Consider the following 13913-nt stretch of genomic DNA (forward strand, 5'->3'; position numbering starts at 1 on the left):
ACGCAAAGGACGATCAGCAACAAGCTGTAAAGGCGCGCCTGCGCCGAATCGGATAACCCCGTACCGCTGTCCTCAATAACAATTTGAGATGACGCCATGCTCCGTCTGCTGACAAGCACTGCGCATCTGACCACGATAGTGCTAAGTTCGGGTGGCGTTGCCACTCAGCTTGCCTTTCCGAATCTGGACATCTGTCTCGGCTGAAAGCGTAGAAAAGTTAAATTACAGTGGTTTGAGAGTTCTTTTTTTGCAGGCTTTTCAGACGCAGGGTCGCGCGTTGTACAGCGGCCATTTTTTCTGGACGCTTCATTCGTTTCCATTTTCTGATGTCTTCCTTGGTGCGACCGCAGCTGACGCACAGTTCGCTGTTCAACTGGCAGACAGAAGTACACGGATTCTCGATGTCCTTGGCCATTGGTCAATTCCTCGGCGAACTTATGCGAACTACGGGCTCATTGCTAAGCCTGAACGGCGACCTGATCGGGTGAAACAGCGCCCGGCTTCGTGCGGTACTCAACTGTCAGATGAGTGATCTCATGAACTGTCGCAAGCCGTTCTCGTATGTTTTGTGCATTCACTGCTGGGCTGCCTAGAACACTCACAATAGCGGCGCGGGCTTGCGGCCCTACCTGCCAGACATGAAGATCTATGATCGAAGCATCTCCCTGTCGCTCAACCAGTTCACGAATCTCTTCAGCGACATGATCATCTGTCTGGTCTAGCAATACACTCGCAGTCACCCGCATCAACGACCAAGCCCAGCGTGCGATGACAACTGCACCCACAATCCCCATTGCAGGGTCGAGCCAGACCCAACCAAGGTAACGACCAGCAAGCAGTGCTGCGATGGCCAGAACCGAAGTCAGTGCATCTGCAATGACGTGAATATAAGCAGAGCGCAGATTATTGTCATGACCATGTGCATGGTGAGATTCATCTTGGCCGTGGTCATGCCCATGGTGATGATTATGACCGCCAGACAGCAAAAGCGCGCTCACCACATTCACTGCTAATCCGACAATTGCGATAAGAGTCGCTGTCCCGAATTGCACTTGAGTCGGTTGAAAGAGACGAAATAGCGACTCTCCGGCAATTCCCAAAGAGACCAGTCCCAAAATCAGAGCAGATGCGAAGCCACCCAAGTCTCCAACCTTGCCAGTTCCAAAACTGTAGCGAGCATTTGAGGCATGTCTTTTTGCGTAACCGTAAGCAGCTGCGGCTATGCCAAGTGCTCCAGCGTGTGTTGCCATGTGAAATCCATCAGCAAGCAACGCCATTGAGCCAGTGAGATAACCTGCGGTGATTTCAGCAACCATCATTACGACGGTCAGAGCCACTACCCACAAGGTTCGCTTGGCGTTTTCTTCATGTGATTTCCCCAGGAACATATGGTCGTGGGAATAGTCGGTGTACGAATTACTCATCTGGGCAAATCCTATTTGGAATAGCGGCGAATGGCTTCGAGAAGCTCATCGACGCCTTTCGCTCTTTCTTCGTTGCTGAGTGTCGGATTCGCAACGTGTTCACGAGCGTGGTCTTCGATAATTTCATCCATCAGCCCATTGATAGCGCCACGGGCAGAAGCGACCAAAAGCAGGGTTTTCGAGCAGTCATCATCAGAGTCGAGTGCTCGCTCAATCGCCTGGACTTGCCCAGCGATTCGCTTTACACGCTTAAGAAGATTGTCTTTGCTTGATCTCATATGACCCATACCATACCCCCCCTACCTATATTGAGAGTATGTTCACACGTTCCAATCAGCCATACAACCCCAGGGACGCTCGCCGCCGGGATGGATATACCAACAGTTTCTTCAATCCACAAAAAAAGGCGCCACTAGGGCGCCTAAGCCGTCTCCAAACCAAAGGAGAAACAAGGAGACGGGGTGTATCGGGGATACCGGACAGTTGATGCCGATGGCTAATGCCCGTTAAAGGAGTTGCAGTGGATATTCAACAATCAGTCTGACCTCGTCCAAATCAGATTCGAAATCGGTAGCTCGTGTCGTTGCTTGGCGGACACGTAAAGACATGTCCTTCAGTGAGCCTGACTGGATGACATACTTAGCCTCGATGTCTCGCTCCCAACGCTTTTGGTCCTGCAATGGGGCACCGTCCGCTCCGCGACGCATGTACACGCTGTTTGCGTTGGAATAGTCCGCATCCCAACCCTTAGCGTAGCGGGTCATGAAGCTCAGACCGGGGATGCCGAAAGCCTGCATATCTAGATCGTAGCGCAGCTGCAAGGATTGCTCTTTCGGTGAGTTGAAATCGCTGTACTGAATGGAGTTATCCAAAAAAATTGAGTCGGACTGGCGAAGGTAGTCAAAGTCGTCGTTACCATTATTGCGCTGGTAACCAACGGTCACGGCGTGCGCTCCGAATTTGACCCCGGTCTTGCCGCTCCAGATCTTGTTATCGAAGCTTCCCAGAAGTTTTTCACCCTCATCAACCGCTCGGTAGTAATTAAAGCCGCCAATTAGCGATACGCTTTCTGAGAGTGGATAGCTCAATGTGGTGCCCGCGTAGTATTGGTTCCACACATCCTTGAATTGGCTGGTGTAAAGACTCACACCTACGTGTTCATTGACCGTGTAATCGCCCCCTAGATAAGCGATCCATGGAGCATCTACTACACCGGCGTAAAAAGTTGAAAAGCCGTCACGCATGCTACTGGAATTGGGTTGGCTCATCGCATGCAGCCGGCCCCCCTGAAGGGTCAGGCCTTTGATGCTGGTATTAGTGAACGTTGCACCCCGGAAACTCTCCGGGAGAAGTCGGGAATCCCCATAGGCAACGACAGGCGTCGATGGAAATACGTCGCCTACCTTGACGACTGTATCCAGGAAACGCACTTTTGCGGCCCCGCCTACTTTTGAGTAGGAGTCTTCAGGTTGGCCTTTGCTATTGTGCGGCAAGACATCGACTGAGCTACGGGCTCCCGAGCGACCATCACCTGAATCGAGCTTGAGGCCTTCCATTGCAAACGCATCAATGCCGAAGCCTACGGTACCTTGAGTAAAGCCTGATTCGAATCGGCCAATGATGCCATGAGCCCATTCGGCTGAGTAACCATTGCCCGTGGGGCTTGATTGACCCTTTCGATAATCACGATTGAGATAGAGATTCCGATTGAGAATACTAAAGGTGCTCCCCTCAATGAACCCTTCAGGCTTTTGCTCCACAGCTACTGCAACTTGCCCCATGCTCATGCCAAGGGAAATGAGAGAAAGACCATAAATGCTTTTATTGTTCATTTAACACTCCAGGCTTTAGCTTGGCAGAGTTTCTTTATGAAATATTTTTTATAATTATAAAAGCCACCAGCACGTGAGGATTTCTCCTACGTGCCGGCAGACATAATTTCATACAATAGATAACTCCAGCGTGACCTGAAAATTACTTCTGTGTCAGCGAACAGCAAGCAGGCTCAAAACATACCGAACAACCTTGCGCAGTCAGGGCTAACGCTAATTAACTTCCGTGAGGGCAGTTAGTACCCATAACCTTGTATTCCAAGGTGTTGAGCTTGCCCGCCGAATCTTCATAGGTCATGCGCGAAGGGGCTACGCCACAGGTTTTATTGGCTTGAGTGGTACTGATTACCTTCTGGACATCGAGGTTCATTCCGTATTCATAATGAACAACTTCAGGTGTCGCCTTTCCGTTTTCTAAGGCGTACTGCTCCATCGCCTTCTGGTTCTCTTGCATCATTCGACCATAAACACGGTCACCACCTCCTTCAGCCATGGCCAAAGAAGACATGGTCAAGATGGAAGCGGCAAAAACAACTTTTAATAATTTCATGATTTTCTCCTAGTGCTCACTTACTTCTGACTAGAGGATAACCAGTGATGCCTTTCAGGAAGCTGCCGCGAATATTACATATCTGTAAGGCCTCTCGTAGAGCTCGTGAGTTCAACTATTTAAAGTTTAGCTTTATTGGCAGAGCACGCTGAATGCATCATACGACCATCAGAAATCAACTCGTATCCCACCTGGAGCATCTAGAGATTTTTTATAAAAATGCATATCTTCCTATTATGAAAAGCGGCTTTGACCGCTACAGGCGGATGAATCGTTTGGGCGTAGCTAAATGAGACTACGAACGTGTCACAAAAGCCTCATGGGCTGCGGAAATTAGGCACTACGTAGAGCACCGAAAACGCAATCGGCAGGATGGTCTTTAACAGCAATACGGTCTCGGAGGATAGGTTTTTATCTTATCCTTAACGTCATCGAAGATGACATTGAAGCTGTGCAGCAGGCGCTCCGTTTGCAACATTTGATCGTGAAGGATCTCAAGCAGGACAGCACAAACTACTGCCTGCCCAAGGATAAAGATAAAGCCTTCGAATCTTGAGGTTGTTTTCTCCAGCACGACCAAACCCGCTGACGATATCGGCAGGGCGAGCATTTTGCCGTTGATGTCGCCCGAAGCTTCAATAGAAGTGATTTTTCGTTATGTCGTGGGGCGGTGGCGAGACTCGTCCGACTGGCGTACTGTGGACCATCGGCGGCGATGGGGCCAAGAAGGGTCGCCTCATAAACTTGGCTTGAACTCTTGCTGTGTGGATAGCCAGTTAACTGCGTACTCACTGCGTCGTCAATTTGAGCCGACCAAGTGCCATCTCTAATCCAACCCACACGAATTCGTCGCTCTCAAATACCCAAAGCTTCCAAATTCCTATTTCTTACTGCGCTCAAGACAGCCATCCGGTCTTCTGTACCTGAATCCATATCAGGTACGGTGCCATGCTCCAGATCCTTACCCACATTAGCGAAACGCGGCGCTGGCTGTTTTCACTGCTACTGTTCTTGTCAACTGCGTCCCACGCGGAGACGTGGGTCATTACAAACCGAGCACATCCAGTATCCGCACCTTCTGGCGCTCGCGTCATCTTCCTGGATGATCAGCAGCGCCTTGAAGAACAACTTTCCAACCAACTACCCGCCGATCCACGCCAGGCAGAAGCGGCCATTCAACGCTACCTTGTCAGCCCTGCAGGGAAGCATCTGCAAAACGAGTTGGCCCAAGCCCAGCAGGGCGTCATAGACGCCTGGAGCCTGCGAGTCGAAAAACTCCCAGCCGTGGTCGTAGATCGTCGCTACGTCGTGTACGGCGAGCCTGACGCAGCTAAAGCCGTCGCGTTGATTGAACGAGCACGGAGCCTGTCACGATGAGACGCTCACGTTTTGCGATCCGGCCTTTGTCGCTGGCTATCACTTTCAGCCTGTCATTCAGTGCATCGGCTGCGATCAACTCGGCAGCGATTATTGCCTCGACCCTGTCACCAACCTGCCTGGAGTACAAAGTGGTCGGCATCTGCTATTGGCTGCTCTGCACGCCATTCGGATGCAAAGTCAAAACCTCGACCAAGGTTCGTCACTACGTACCGGACGCTGTGGTGTCTGCATATGCGAATACCGGGATGAACCCTTGGATAGAGATGTCACCTCTTGGCACCCCGAATCCGATGGCCCAAGCGGGCAACGACGGCACTACCAATCACGTTGCAGAGAACAACATCATCAAATTTAAGGAAGCCGATGTCATCGGCCATCCAGGTGGTGCGGCGTTGAGTCAGTTTGCCAGCGCCTCGGGCTATGTATGCAAAGGCGCAACCTTACCGCTTGTGCCTTACTTTCTGAGCACCCTTGACCCCATTGCTTGGCGATACGGCGTCCCGGAATCCGTATACCCCGAAGCACTCATTCCGGGCATGCGCGAAGTCGGTAGCCTGCTCTCAGCAAGCAGCTGGGGGAACGTCTACCCGCGTAGCGGCTTCCTTAACCAGACTGACGACTACAAAACGGGCGCAGTTATTGCGCAGCGTGCCGGCGACGTGGTTACCCGCCCAGGCCAGGTCCATGTCTACTTGCCGATGCTCGCCCTTCCCTACCCCGGTTACTGGCCCGCAGGGCCGCTACGCGAAGGTGACGCCTCCACTGGTAAGTGGCAAGAGCTCACCCCAGTCCTCAACCCGACTTGCGCAACCTTTCCCACCATCGATCCGAACATCGATGCGCAGGATGGCGGCTACGCCTGGGCACTCTGGCGCCCTTATTCGTGTTGCCAGCGTCGAGGACAGACCTTCCTCGGCAGTACGGACTTCCAATGAAACAGCGATCGGAGCAAAGCATGAAACTCACTACCTTGGCGATAGGGCTCGCCTGCAGCCTCAGCAGTGCAATAGCGCTCTCTGCTGATCCAATCAACGTCTCCTCCTCCGGAAGCGTCATTGGGGACAACGTGCTGTATAGCATTGGCGGCGGCAACGCAGTCACCATGGGGAGCGCAGGCAACATGGATAGTATTTCTGTGGGAGGCGGTTGGAATACCAATCTAATCTGCGGAAACATGAGCCTGAGCACAACCCTTGAAAACCAATTGAATGGTGCCACTTCCGGCTTCAAAAACATCATGAGCTCGGTGGTACAGAGCGCCACCAGCGCCGTGGCTTCGCTGCCGGCACTGATTCTTCAACGTGCGAACCCGGCGCTATACAACCTCATCACCAACGGCATTTTGCAGGCCCGCCTGGACTTCGACCGCTCCAAAGGCACCTGCCGCGCCATTGGCGAAAAGATGGCGGATATCGCCGGTAACCAAATGGGCTGGGGCAAGCTTGCTGAAGGTCAGGCTATGAGTCAGGCGCTAACATCCAACACAGACGCAGTGTCGGCGGTGGAACAAGTCGAAAAGAAAGGTGGAAACGATGGCGTCACTTGGGTTGGTGGTGATAGAGCAGGTGGTTCCGGTCAGAAGCCAATTCGTATCGTAGGCGACGTCACCAAGGCGGGCTACAACCTTCTGAACAAGCGCGCGGCCGGCGACACCGCATCCATCAGTAAAGCGAACTGCAACAACGGCATGGTGTGCAATGTCTGGTCATCGCCCCAGGAAGCCACCACCTTTGCCAATCGTGTCCTGGGTGAACAACAACAGCAGACCTGTGACAGTTGCCCTAAAACGGTGACAGCCGCAGGCGTCGGCCTCACGCCGCTGATCCAGGAAACGTACGACACCAAGCTGAAGGCCCTGCAGGAACTGCTGAGCGGAAGCAAAACGCTGTCGCTAGAAAACCTGGAAGCAGCGAGCAGCAACTCGTTACCCATCACCCGAGGCGTTGTAGCAGCACTCAAGGATGAGCGCGACCAGGACGTACTCGCTCGCCGGCTTGCCTCCGAAGTCGCGTTGTCCGATGTGTTGGAGAAAGCTCTGACCCTACAGCGCACCTTGATGGCAGGCAGTCGGGAACCGAACGTCGCGGCTAATGACCTCGCCGTCCAGGCAGTCGGCCAGCAGAGCTCCTCGCTGCAACAGGAGATCGGCAACCTCAAAATGGAACTGGACATGCGTCAGCAGCTCGCGAAGAACTCGCCTCTGACCATCATTGAACGCAGCAAAGCACGGGCAGAAGACTCTCGTGGCGTGTCCCCGGGAGCCCCAGAAACGAATCGATTGGACCAGTTGCAGTCACCCGCCCAGAACAAACAGTGAGAAAGGCCATGACCGAAATACAGGAGCCTGTCGCCGCTCCCAACCGTTCGCTGGTTCGACGAACCGGGAGGAGCATTCTGCTTGTTCTGGGTGTTTTGCTCGCGACTGCCGCCCTCGTAGTCCTACTCAGCGCTGTCCTGATGAACATGTTCGACAGCGCCGAGCAATGGCAAGCCTGGCGCACCGACCACTATTGGCCGCTCTTTACCTGGCGCCTAATGCTTTATATCGCACTGACCGTTGCCTGGTTCAAATTCAAGGTACGGTTATCGAACTCAGAACGCTCGAAACGGCGCAAAGGCCTGTTGAAGATCGAGATAATGGTGATCTTATTATTTCTGATGGTTGAACTGAGCAAGGTGCTGTATCAGGCAGGGGGTGTTCTGTGACGCTCTACACCAATGACTATTTAGAGTACTACCTGACGTTGGTCGGTTGGATCATCAACAATGGTATCTGGGCGATGATTTCAGATACCGGTCTATTCGCCCTCCCCTTCTGCATCATCGTTATTCGAGAGTGGCTGAAAGTCCGTGGTGAGGGGGCCGATGAGGGCAACAAAGGCGTTCTCTCACTGGCACGTATCGAAACCAATATCTACGTTGGCTACATCGTAGTCGCATTCTTCGCTGTACCAGCCGTCAATGTGAGTTTTGATACCTTGGCATTTGACCAGAGTAGAGCTCAGCAATGTCAATACAACTTACCTAAACCCACAGACACAGGCTGGAACACAACATTCAGCTCACTGGCAGGAAAGAGTGCCCAGATGCCCATGTGGTGGGCATTAATGCATGCATTATCAAAGGGATTAACCAATGGCGCTGTAGCAGCAATTCCCTGCGGGACTGATTTACGGCAAGTACGCATGGAAGTTAGCAACACCAAGATCAACAACCCGCTATTGGCTCAGGAAATTGGCGACTTTACGCACGATTGCTATGGACCCTCCCGTGCCAGATTATTCATGCGCCAACCCGAATTGGGAGCGCAAGGGAATGACCCTCGTTTTGCGCAGGAACTCAGCTGGATTGGTTCGCACTATTTATTGAACACCTCGGGTTATTACGACACGGACTACTCCAAAACTCCAAGGGCATCATGGCCCTATAACGCATCTCGTGATGTGGGTTTACCACAAGTGGGTGGAGGTGGGGGCTATCCAACTTGCAAACAATGGTGGTCAGATAGCGGAGTGGGACTGCGGGACCGTATCAAGGCTCAAGTGTCGCCGGACCTCATGACCAAAATGCTCGGCTGGGCAAAGTGGTTGTCCCCGGACGAAGTCACTGACTCGCTTGTCCGGCAACTGGTCTCGCCGTCGAACCAGGTGAAAGGGGATGTTTATACGGACTACGGGGGACAAATCGACGGAACTGTGTGGAATGGTGCAGCCCGGGCAGCGGGGACTCTCGGGGTTGCATTAGGATCTATGGCCTATTTTCCAGCGATGGACATGGTTCGCCAGGCGCTACCGATGGTCATGGCGTTCTTGAAAATGGCGATGGTGATTTGCATTCCCTTGGTGCTAATCGTCGGGGCTTACCAACTAAAAGTGGCCATGACTATGTCCGTTGTTTTTTTCGCTCTGATATTCGTGGACTTTTGGTTTCAACTGGCTAGATGGGTCGATACCACGATATTGGACGCTTTATATGGAGCCGGTTCTCCGCATTTATCATTTGATCCTGTGATGGGTTTGAACACTGCCACCCAGGACGCAATCTTAAACTTCGTGATGGGCTCGATGTTCATCATCCTGCCAGTGTTTTGGATGGGCGCGCTGGGATGGGCAGGGGTGAGCGCAGGAAAAGCATTGGAAGGCCTTACCAGCGGAACAAAAGATGTTCAAAAGGCAGGTCAGGAAGGGGTGAATACTGTCAAACGTAGCGTTATGTAACGTAAGGGTCTCATATCATTGATATGAGACCCTTAATCATCGTCGTCTACACGTTGACCAGCAACATAGTACCCATAGCCATCGGGGCCATAGCATTGACCATACTCTATCTGGTTTCTGCGAGGCGTAGGTCTGTGATTCAACGCCCAGAGCCCTCCACCCAAAACCAAGGTAAATACTGCAACGCTGATAATCCCGCTGAAAATGTCTGCAGAAAAATATAGGAGTACGGCAGCCACAACCAGACGCTTGACCCAACGCAGGGTACGGTTCTGACTGCACCAAACGAGGCGCGCAGCCTGACCCAGGCCATAGCCTAAGCGACTTGCTACTCCCTGAGAGGTCTGTGCGGTCATGGTGCGTCTCCTTCTTACCCGGTCTAGGGGCGATTTGACATTACTTATAATACCGATTTTTCTATGCTGCAAGATCATGAGACAAACGGCCTTTGCCTTCAGCACCAGATGCCCCCCTTTCACAACAAAAATGGCCCAAAAGGTAAAAGGTTTTGTAGAAGCGAATGGAATGGTTCACAAGGGTAAAAGCCTTACCCGAAAGGGCCGCTTTCAGCGGGAAAAAGGTCCAATCTCATCAACGCATCTCGCGAGTCGAATAAACTTCAACTAACTCGTCTTCTGTAAAATTACTAAGCAAAGAAAAGTATTCAGCTCTGGACTCAACCGTCAACGGTTGGATAGAACCTAAATTAATAAGAGTTGAAACAGCCTCGTCAGGAGTCATTTCGCTAGTAAGTGGGGCTCTCTGCCCAGAGTAATAAACCTTGTCAGACGCAATAGCTACATCCAGCAGTTCACGTACTTCACCATAACGAGCGGAACGCGCAGCGGTTAGAAACACTCCATCAAAAATGACCAAGACGCTATCAACGTGAGGAATAATATATTTAGCTAAGGCGACAACCAGAGGAAGGTTGTTGTCCCACCTTGCTTCCTCATCATCAAGATCATTCCCTACACTAGCAAAAAGAATGATCTCATCACACTTATTGTCACGTATCAAATCACAAAGTGCCCAAACATTATCTGAGGTTGATTTCGTAGCGTAGCGAAGTGAAACCATCATTTTTTCCTCACATAGTCGATCTGCGGCCCCGTGCCCTTAGACCGAAACGACGATAATTCTGCATTCCTTTCTCCGTCACCACCATAGAAAGATGGCTCTTCGCCAAAAGAAATACCCGAGGCAACCAGTGATCCTTTCCCCTTGCTCGCCCCCCCTTTGATAGGAGAAAAGCCTGCCCCATGAATCATTTACGGAGCAGGCGATGTTCTCTATTTTCCGCCGCAATAAAGCGCTACCCGCCCAAAGCCCCTCCCCTAACGGTTTTATACAGCCGGCCTCTAGCCAAGCACTACTGGCATCGCCGCGCCGTCAGAAACTACTGGAGAACATTTGGCAGCGCGCATCGTTATCTCGCTCACAGTTTGTCGAGCTCTATAGGCGTCCACTTGAGCGCTACGCGGAGTTGGTCCAGCAGCTCCCTGCTTCGCAAAACCACCATCATGCACACCCTGGCGGCATGCTGGATCACGGGCTTGAAATCGTCGCCTATGCCTTGAAAATTCGACAGAGCTACCTGCTTCCTATAGGCGCACCGCCGGAGTCTCAATCAGCACAGGCTGAGGCCTGGACTGCCGCCGCGGCTTACGGCGCTCTGATACACGACCTCGGCAAGATCGCCGTCGACGTGCACGTCGAGCTGGCAGGAGGTAAAACCTGGCACCCGTGGCACGGCCCAATCGATCGTCCCTATCGATTCCGTTACGTGAAAGGACGCAACTACCAACTTCACGGAGCCGCTGCCGCACTGATCTACGCGCAGATCCTCTCCTCAGAAATCTTAGATTGGCTCAGTAATTTCCCCGAAGTGTGGTCGCAGTTAATCTTCATTTTGGCTGGTCAGTACGAACATGCCGGCATTTTGGGAGAGATCGTGGTCAAGGCCGATCAGGCGTCCGTCGCACAGGAGCTCGGTGGAAATCCAGCCCGCGCGCTGTCCGCGCCCAAACAGTCTTTGCAGCGTCAATTAGCAGATGGGTTGCGTCACCTGGTCCGAGATACATTCAAACTGAATCAACCCGATGGACCGTCAGATGGATGGCTGACACAGGATGCTCTTTGGCTGGTTAGCAAGCCTATTGCTGATCAATTGCGAGCCTATTTGCTGACCAAAGGCGTTGAAGGTGTACCCAGTACGAATGCGCCTTTCTTCAACATGCTGCAAGATCAGGGGGTAATCCAAACCAATGCCCAAGACAAGGCAATCTGGAAAGCCACGATAGACAATGGTCGTGGTTGGCGAAACACCTTCACCCTGCTGAAGCTCTCACCGGCACTGATCTGGAATGATCCAAGTGATCGGCCCACAGCTTACGCTGGGACTCTTGAGGTAGAAGCTGGCAACCCGGTAGAAGACTCTGCAGCTGAAAATACCGTCGCCACACCGGCCAAAAAGTTGCCTTCGGAAATTCAATCCAGCCCTGTGCCGGCGCCTTTAGCACCGGCACAGCCATCACCGTTCGAACTACCTCAGCATTCCTCGAGCAGTACAGATGAATTTGACGAGCTACTGGCGCTCCTTGGTAACATCAATGAGCCATCAGAAGACACCAAAAACAAAGCGGTCTCAGCGGCACATACCGCGCCTCCGAAACTGGATGAAATCCAGCCTTCCCAAACCTCCAATCAAGGAGGTGCGCCTTTAGCAATAATCGAAGAAGTCACTCCGATGCCTAGCAATAACACCGAGATCGGTCAGGGATTTGTTGAATGGCTTAAGAAAGGCATCGCATCCCGGACCATCATTATCAACGATACCAAAGCGCTGGTTCATACCGTAGCAGGGACCGCTATGCTGGTAACGCCTGGAATTTTCAAACGCTACGTCCTTGAATTCCCCCATATCGAACAGCAAGCCAAAGTACAGCAAGTCAGCGCCTGGCAGCTGGTTCAACGTAGTTTCGAGAAACAGAAACTTCATCGAAAAACGCATAAGAGTTTGAATATTTGGACCTGTGACGTTGTTGGACCTCGAAAATCCAAGCAGCTCAAGGGGTACTTACTACTAGACCCGCGAACAATCTTCTCTGAGGTCCCTTTCGACAATATCAGCCTGTCCTTGAAGTCAGAAGCAACGGAGCCGCCACAATGACGACGCCCTCGAATCTGACGGAGGAATACATCTTTGCCCATGATCTGCGGCCTGCCAGTGCAAAGATCTATCGCGCCTCGACCAAAGCACTACTCAAGCATTTCCGAACGGCCTCAGTTGAGGAGATCGATCATCGTGCGGTTCTGACATGGCGAAAAAAAGTCCTTGAGAACGGATTATCCAAACGCAGCTGGAACACCTATTCAAATCACCTTCGAACTGTTTGGGGCTACGCCATAGAACACGGCCTGATGACCCATACCACGATCAACCCATTCAAGAAAACCAGCGTTATCCCACCAAAGCGAGCCAGCAAGACAATCAATGGAGACGCCATCCAACGAGCACGCAACTGGCTCATATCCCTTGTAGGCCAAGAACGTTGTACGCATGAACGTAGCCAGATCACACCTGCCTGGTTCTGGCTCAGCGTCTTCGAGATGTTTTATTACACAGGCATACGTCTGAATGCCCTGCTGTGCCTGCGTTACAAAGATATCGACTGGGACAGCCAGATGATCTTGGTCCGCGGTGAAACAGAGAAGACCCATCGGGAGTTTTTCCTCCCCATTATGGAAGGACTCGCTCCACACTTATCCAGGATCTTGGGGGAGGCCGAGAAAATCGGTTTTTCACCAGACGATCAGCTGTTCAACGTCAACAGATTCTCTCGTCACTTCCATGGCAAGGAAATGAACATCGACCAGGTGGAGTCAATGTACGGCAAGCTCACCGATAAGATCGGCGTGCGCATGACCCCTCACCGCTTCAGGCACACATTAGCAACAGACTTGATGAAGCAGCCTGAGCGAAACATTCATCTCACGAAAAGCCTGCTGAATCATTCGAATCTAGCGACAACGATGAATTACATAGAGGCGGACTACGACCATATGCGTGCTGTTCTACATGAGCGGAGTCGGGCTCAGGGCGCTCTGAGCCGAGTGACACGGGTTGATCCAAGTGGCAAACCCTCTGCCCCCTTACCCGCCAAAATAGGTGTGCATTCACAGGAAACCGCTCAACCAGAGCCCAAGAAGCTGCCAGCTCCACAACAATCTAGCAGCACAGAGGTCAGTATTGATCGGCGGACCAAGTCGACTGGCCGAAGCGCGCTACAGAAGGCTCTCGAGCTCGCATCTGCGCAACTGCATCGCGAGTCAATGACATGCTCTATGGACCCACCAGTAGATCAAGTAGAGCAGAGTCTACTATTGACGCTAATGGCGAGCGGGCTTGGTGTCGGCACATTCAGGAAACGCACCTCAACTGAGCATTCAATGCGAAGCTCATCATTTTCCAGAGCATCGCCCTAGTACGCTCATAATCAAAGCGCAC

14 protein-coding genes are annotated in these 13913 nt (G+C 52.2%); 7 read left to right on the forward strand and 7 right to left on the reverse strand.

All coding sequences use genetic code 11. The features are described 5' to 3' along the window. Window positions 1-217: 217 nt before the first annotated feature. The 5 genes from A7K61_RS11180 to A7K61_RS11200 form a co-directional block, all read right to left on the reverse strand. Window positions 218-415, reverse strand: a complete 198-nt coding sequence (locus tag A7K61_RS11180; RefSeq protein WP_008437450.1) for a DUF1289 domain-containing protein — start codon at window positions 413-415, stop codon at window positions 218-220. 43 nt (window positions 416-458) lie between these two features. Further along, the gene (gene dmeF / locus A7K61_RS11185; RefSeq protein WP_008437453.1) at window positions 459-1424 is read right to left on the reverse strand and encodes a CDF family Co(II)/Ni(II) efflux transporter DmeF; all 966 of its coding nucleotides are present in this window, start codon (window positions 1422-1424) and stop codon (window positions 459-461) included. Window positions 1425-1435: 11 nt separating this feature from the next. Beyond that, on the reverse strand, window positions 1436-1711 hold the full coding sequence (locus A7K61_RS11190; protein ID WP_024073346.1) for a metal/formaldehyde-sensitive transcriptional repressor: 276 nt from the start codon (window positions 1709-1711) through the stop codon (window positions 1436-1438). Window positions 1712-1930: 219 nt separating this feature from the next. Then, a complete protein-coding gene (locus tag A7K61_RS11195) occupies window positions 1931-3256 on the reverse strand; it encodes an OprD family porin (protein ID WP_008432871.1) in 1326 nt (441 codons plus the stop codon). 217 nt (window positions 3257-3473) lie between these two features. Beyond that, window positions 3474-3806 (reverse strand): DUF2790 domain-containing protein, encoded by a 333-nt coding sequence (locus tag A7K61_RS11200; protein ID WP_008432869.1) that lies wholly within the window; start codon window positions 3804-3806, stop codon window positions 3474-3476. Between the two features lie 948 nt (window positions 3807-4754). On the opposite strand from A7K61_RS11200, the gene A7K61_RS11210 reads away from it, so the two are divergent. The 5 genes from A7K61_RS11210 to A7K61_RS11230 are packed head-to-tail and all read left to right on the forward strand — an operon-like array spanning window position 4755 to window position 9403. Further along, window positions 4755-5183 (forward strand): TIGR03757 family integrating conjugative element protein, encoded by a 429-nt coding sequence (locus A7K61_RS11210; protein WP_008432865.1) that lies wholly within the window; start codon window positions 4755-4757, stop codon window positions 5181-5183. Then, window positions 5180-6121, forward strand: coding sequence for a TIGR03756 family integrating conjugative element protein (locus tag A7K61_RS11215; protein WP_008432863.1), 942 nt, complete (start codon window positions 5180-5182; stop codon window positions 6119-6121). Before A7K61_RS11210 ends, A7K61_RS11215 begins: the two co-directional genes overlap by 4 nt. Window positions 6122-6141: 20 nt before the next feature. Further along, on the forward strand, window positions 6142-7503 hold the full coding sequence (locus tag A7K61_RS11220; RefSeq protein ID WP_024073345.1) for an integrating conjugative element protein: 1362 nt from the start codon (window positions 6142-6144) through the stop codon (window positions 7501-7503). An 8-nt stretch (window positions 7504-7511) separates the two neighbouring features. Further along, a complete protein-coding gene (locus A7K61_RS11225) occupies window positions 7512-7892 on the forward strand; it encodes a hypothetical protein (protein ID WP_008432858.1) in 381 nt (126 codons plus the stop codon). Then, window positions 7889-9403, forward strand: a complete 1515-nt coding sequence (locus A7K61_RS11230) for a conjugal transfer protein TraG N-terminal domain-containing protein (RefSeq protein WP_008432856.1) — start codon at window positions 7889-7891, stop codon at window positions 9401-9403. The genes A7K61_RS11225 and A7K61_RS11230 overlap by 4 nt, the downstream gene beginning before the upstream one ends. Before the next feature lie 32 nt (window positions 9404-9435). On the opposite strand, the gene A7K61_RS11235 is transcribed toward A7K61_RS11230, so the two are convergent. Then, window positions 9436-9759, reverse strand: coding sequence for a hypothetical protein (locus tag A7K61_RS11235; protein ID WP_008432855.1), 324 nt, complete (start codon window positions 9757-9759; stop codon window positions 9436-9438). A gap of 235 nt (window positions 9760-9994) precedes the next feature. Next, the gene (locus tag A7K61_RS11240; RefSeq protein ID WP_019821334.1) at window positions 9995-10483 is read right to left on the reverse strand and encodes a hypothetical protein; all 489 of its coding nucleotides are present in this window, start codon (window positions 10481-10483) and stop codon (window positions 9995-9997) included. Between the two features lie 205 nt (window positions 10484-10688). On the opposite strand from A7K61_RS11240, the gene mobH reads away from it, so the two are divergent. Beyond that, window positions 10689-12575 (forward strand): MobH family relaxase, encoded by a 1887-nt coding sequence (mobH, locus tag A7K61_RS11245; protein WP_008432854.1) that lies wholly within the window; start codon window positions 10689-10691, stop codon window positions 12573-12575. Then, the gene (gene xerC / locus A7K61_RS11250; RefSeq protein ID WP_008432853.1) at window positions 12572-13891 is read left to right on the forward strand and encodes a tyrosine recombinase XerC; all 1320 of its coding nucleotides are present in this window, start codon (window positions 12572-12574) and stop codon (window positions 13889-13891) included. Before mobH ends, xerC begins: the two co-directional genes overlap by 4 nt. The last annotated feature ends 22 nt before the right edge of the window (window positions 13892-13913 follow it).

It is taken from the genome of Pseudomonas sp. AP42, assembly GCF_001728935.1.
Taxonomy (GTDB): Bacteria; Pseudomonadota; Gammaproteobacteria; order Pseudomonadales; family Pseudomonadaceae; genus Aquipseudomonas; species Aquipseudomonas lactis.

Coding starts and splice junctions, on each gene's coding strand:
- A7K61_RS11215 (WP_008432863.1), top strand. CDS start 5,180: ATGAGACGCTCACGTTTTGCGATCCGGCCTTTGTCGCTGGCTATCACT.
- A7K61_RS11240 (WP_019821334.1), bottom strand. CDS start 10,483: ATGGTTTCACTTCGCTACGCTACGAAATCAACCTCAGATAATGTTTGG.
- A7K61_RS11220 (WP_024073345.1), top strand. CDS start 6,142: ATGAAACTCACTACCTTGGCGATAGGGCTCGCCTGCAGCCTCAGCAGT.
- A7K61_RS11225 (WP_008432858.1), top strand. CDS start 7,512: ATGACCGAAATACAGGAGCCTGTCGCCGCTCCCAACCGTTCGCTGGTT.
- dmeF (WP_008437453.1), bottom strand. CDS start 1,424: ATGAGTAATTCGTACACCGACTATTCCCACGACCATATGTTCCTGGGG.
- A7K61_RS11210 (WP_008432865.1), top strand. CDS start 4,755: ATGCTCCAGATCCTTACCCACATTAGCGAAACGCGGCGCTGGCTGTTT.
- A7K61_RS11235 (WP_008432855.1), bottom strand. CDS start 9,759: ATGACCGCACAGACCTCTCAGGGAGTAGCAAGTCGCTTAGGCTATGGC.
- A7K61_RS11180 (WP_008437450.1), bottom strand. CDS start 415: ATGGCCAAGGACATCGAGAATCCGTGTACTTCTGTCTGCCAGTTGAAC.
- A7K61_RS11190 (WP_024073346.1), bottom strand. CDS start 1,711: ATGGGTCATATGAGATCAAGCAAAGACAATCTTCTTAAGCGTGTAAAG.
- mobH (WP_008432854.1), top strand. CDS start 10,689: ATGTTCTCTATTTTCCGCCGCAATAAAGCGCTACCCGCCCAAAGCCCC.
- A7K61_RS11195 (WP_008432871.1), bottom strand. CDS start 3,256: ATGAACAATAAAAGCATTTATGGTCTTTCTCTCATTTCCCTTGGCATG.
- A7K61_RS11200 (WP_008432869.1), bottom strand. CDS start 3,806: ATGAAATTATTAAAAGTTGTTTTTGCCGCTTCCATCTTGACCATGTCT.
- xerC (WP_008432853.1), top strand. CDS start 12,572: ATGACGACGCCCTCGAATCTGACGGAGGAATACATCTTTGCCCATGAT.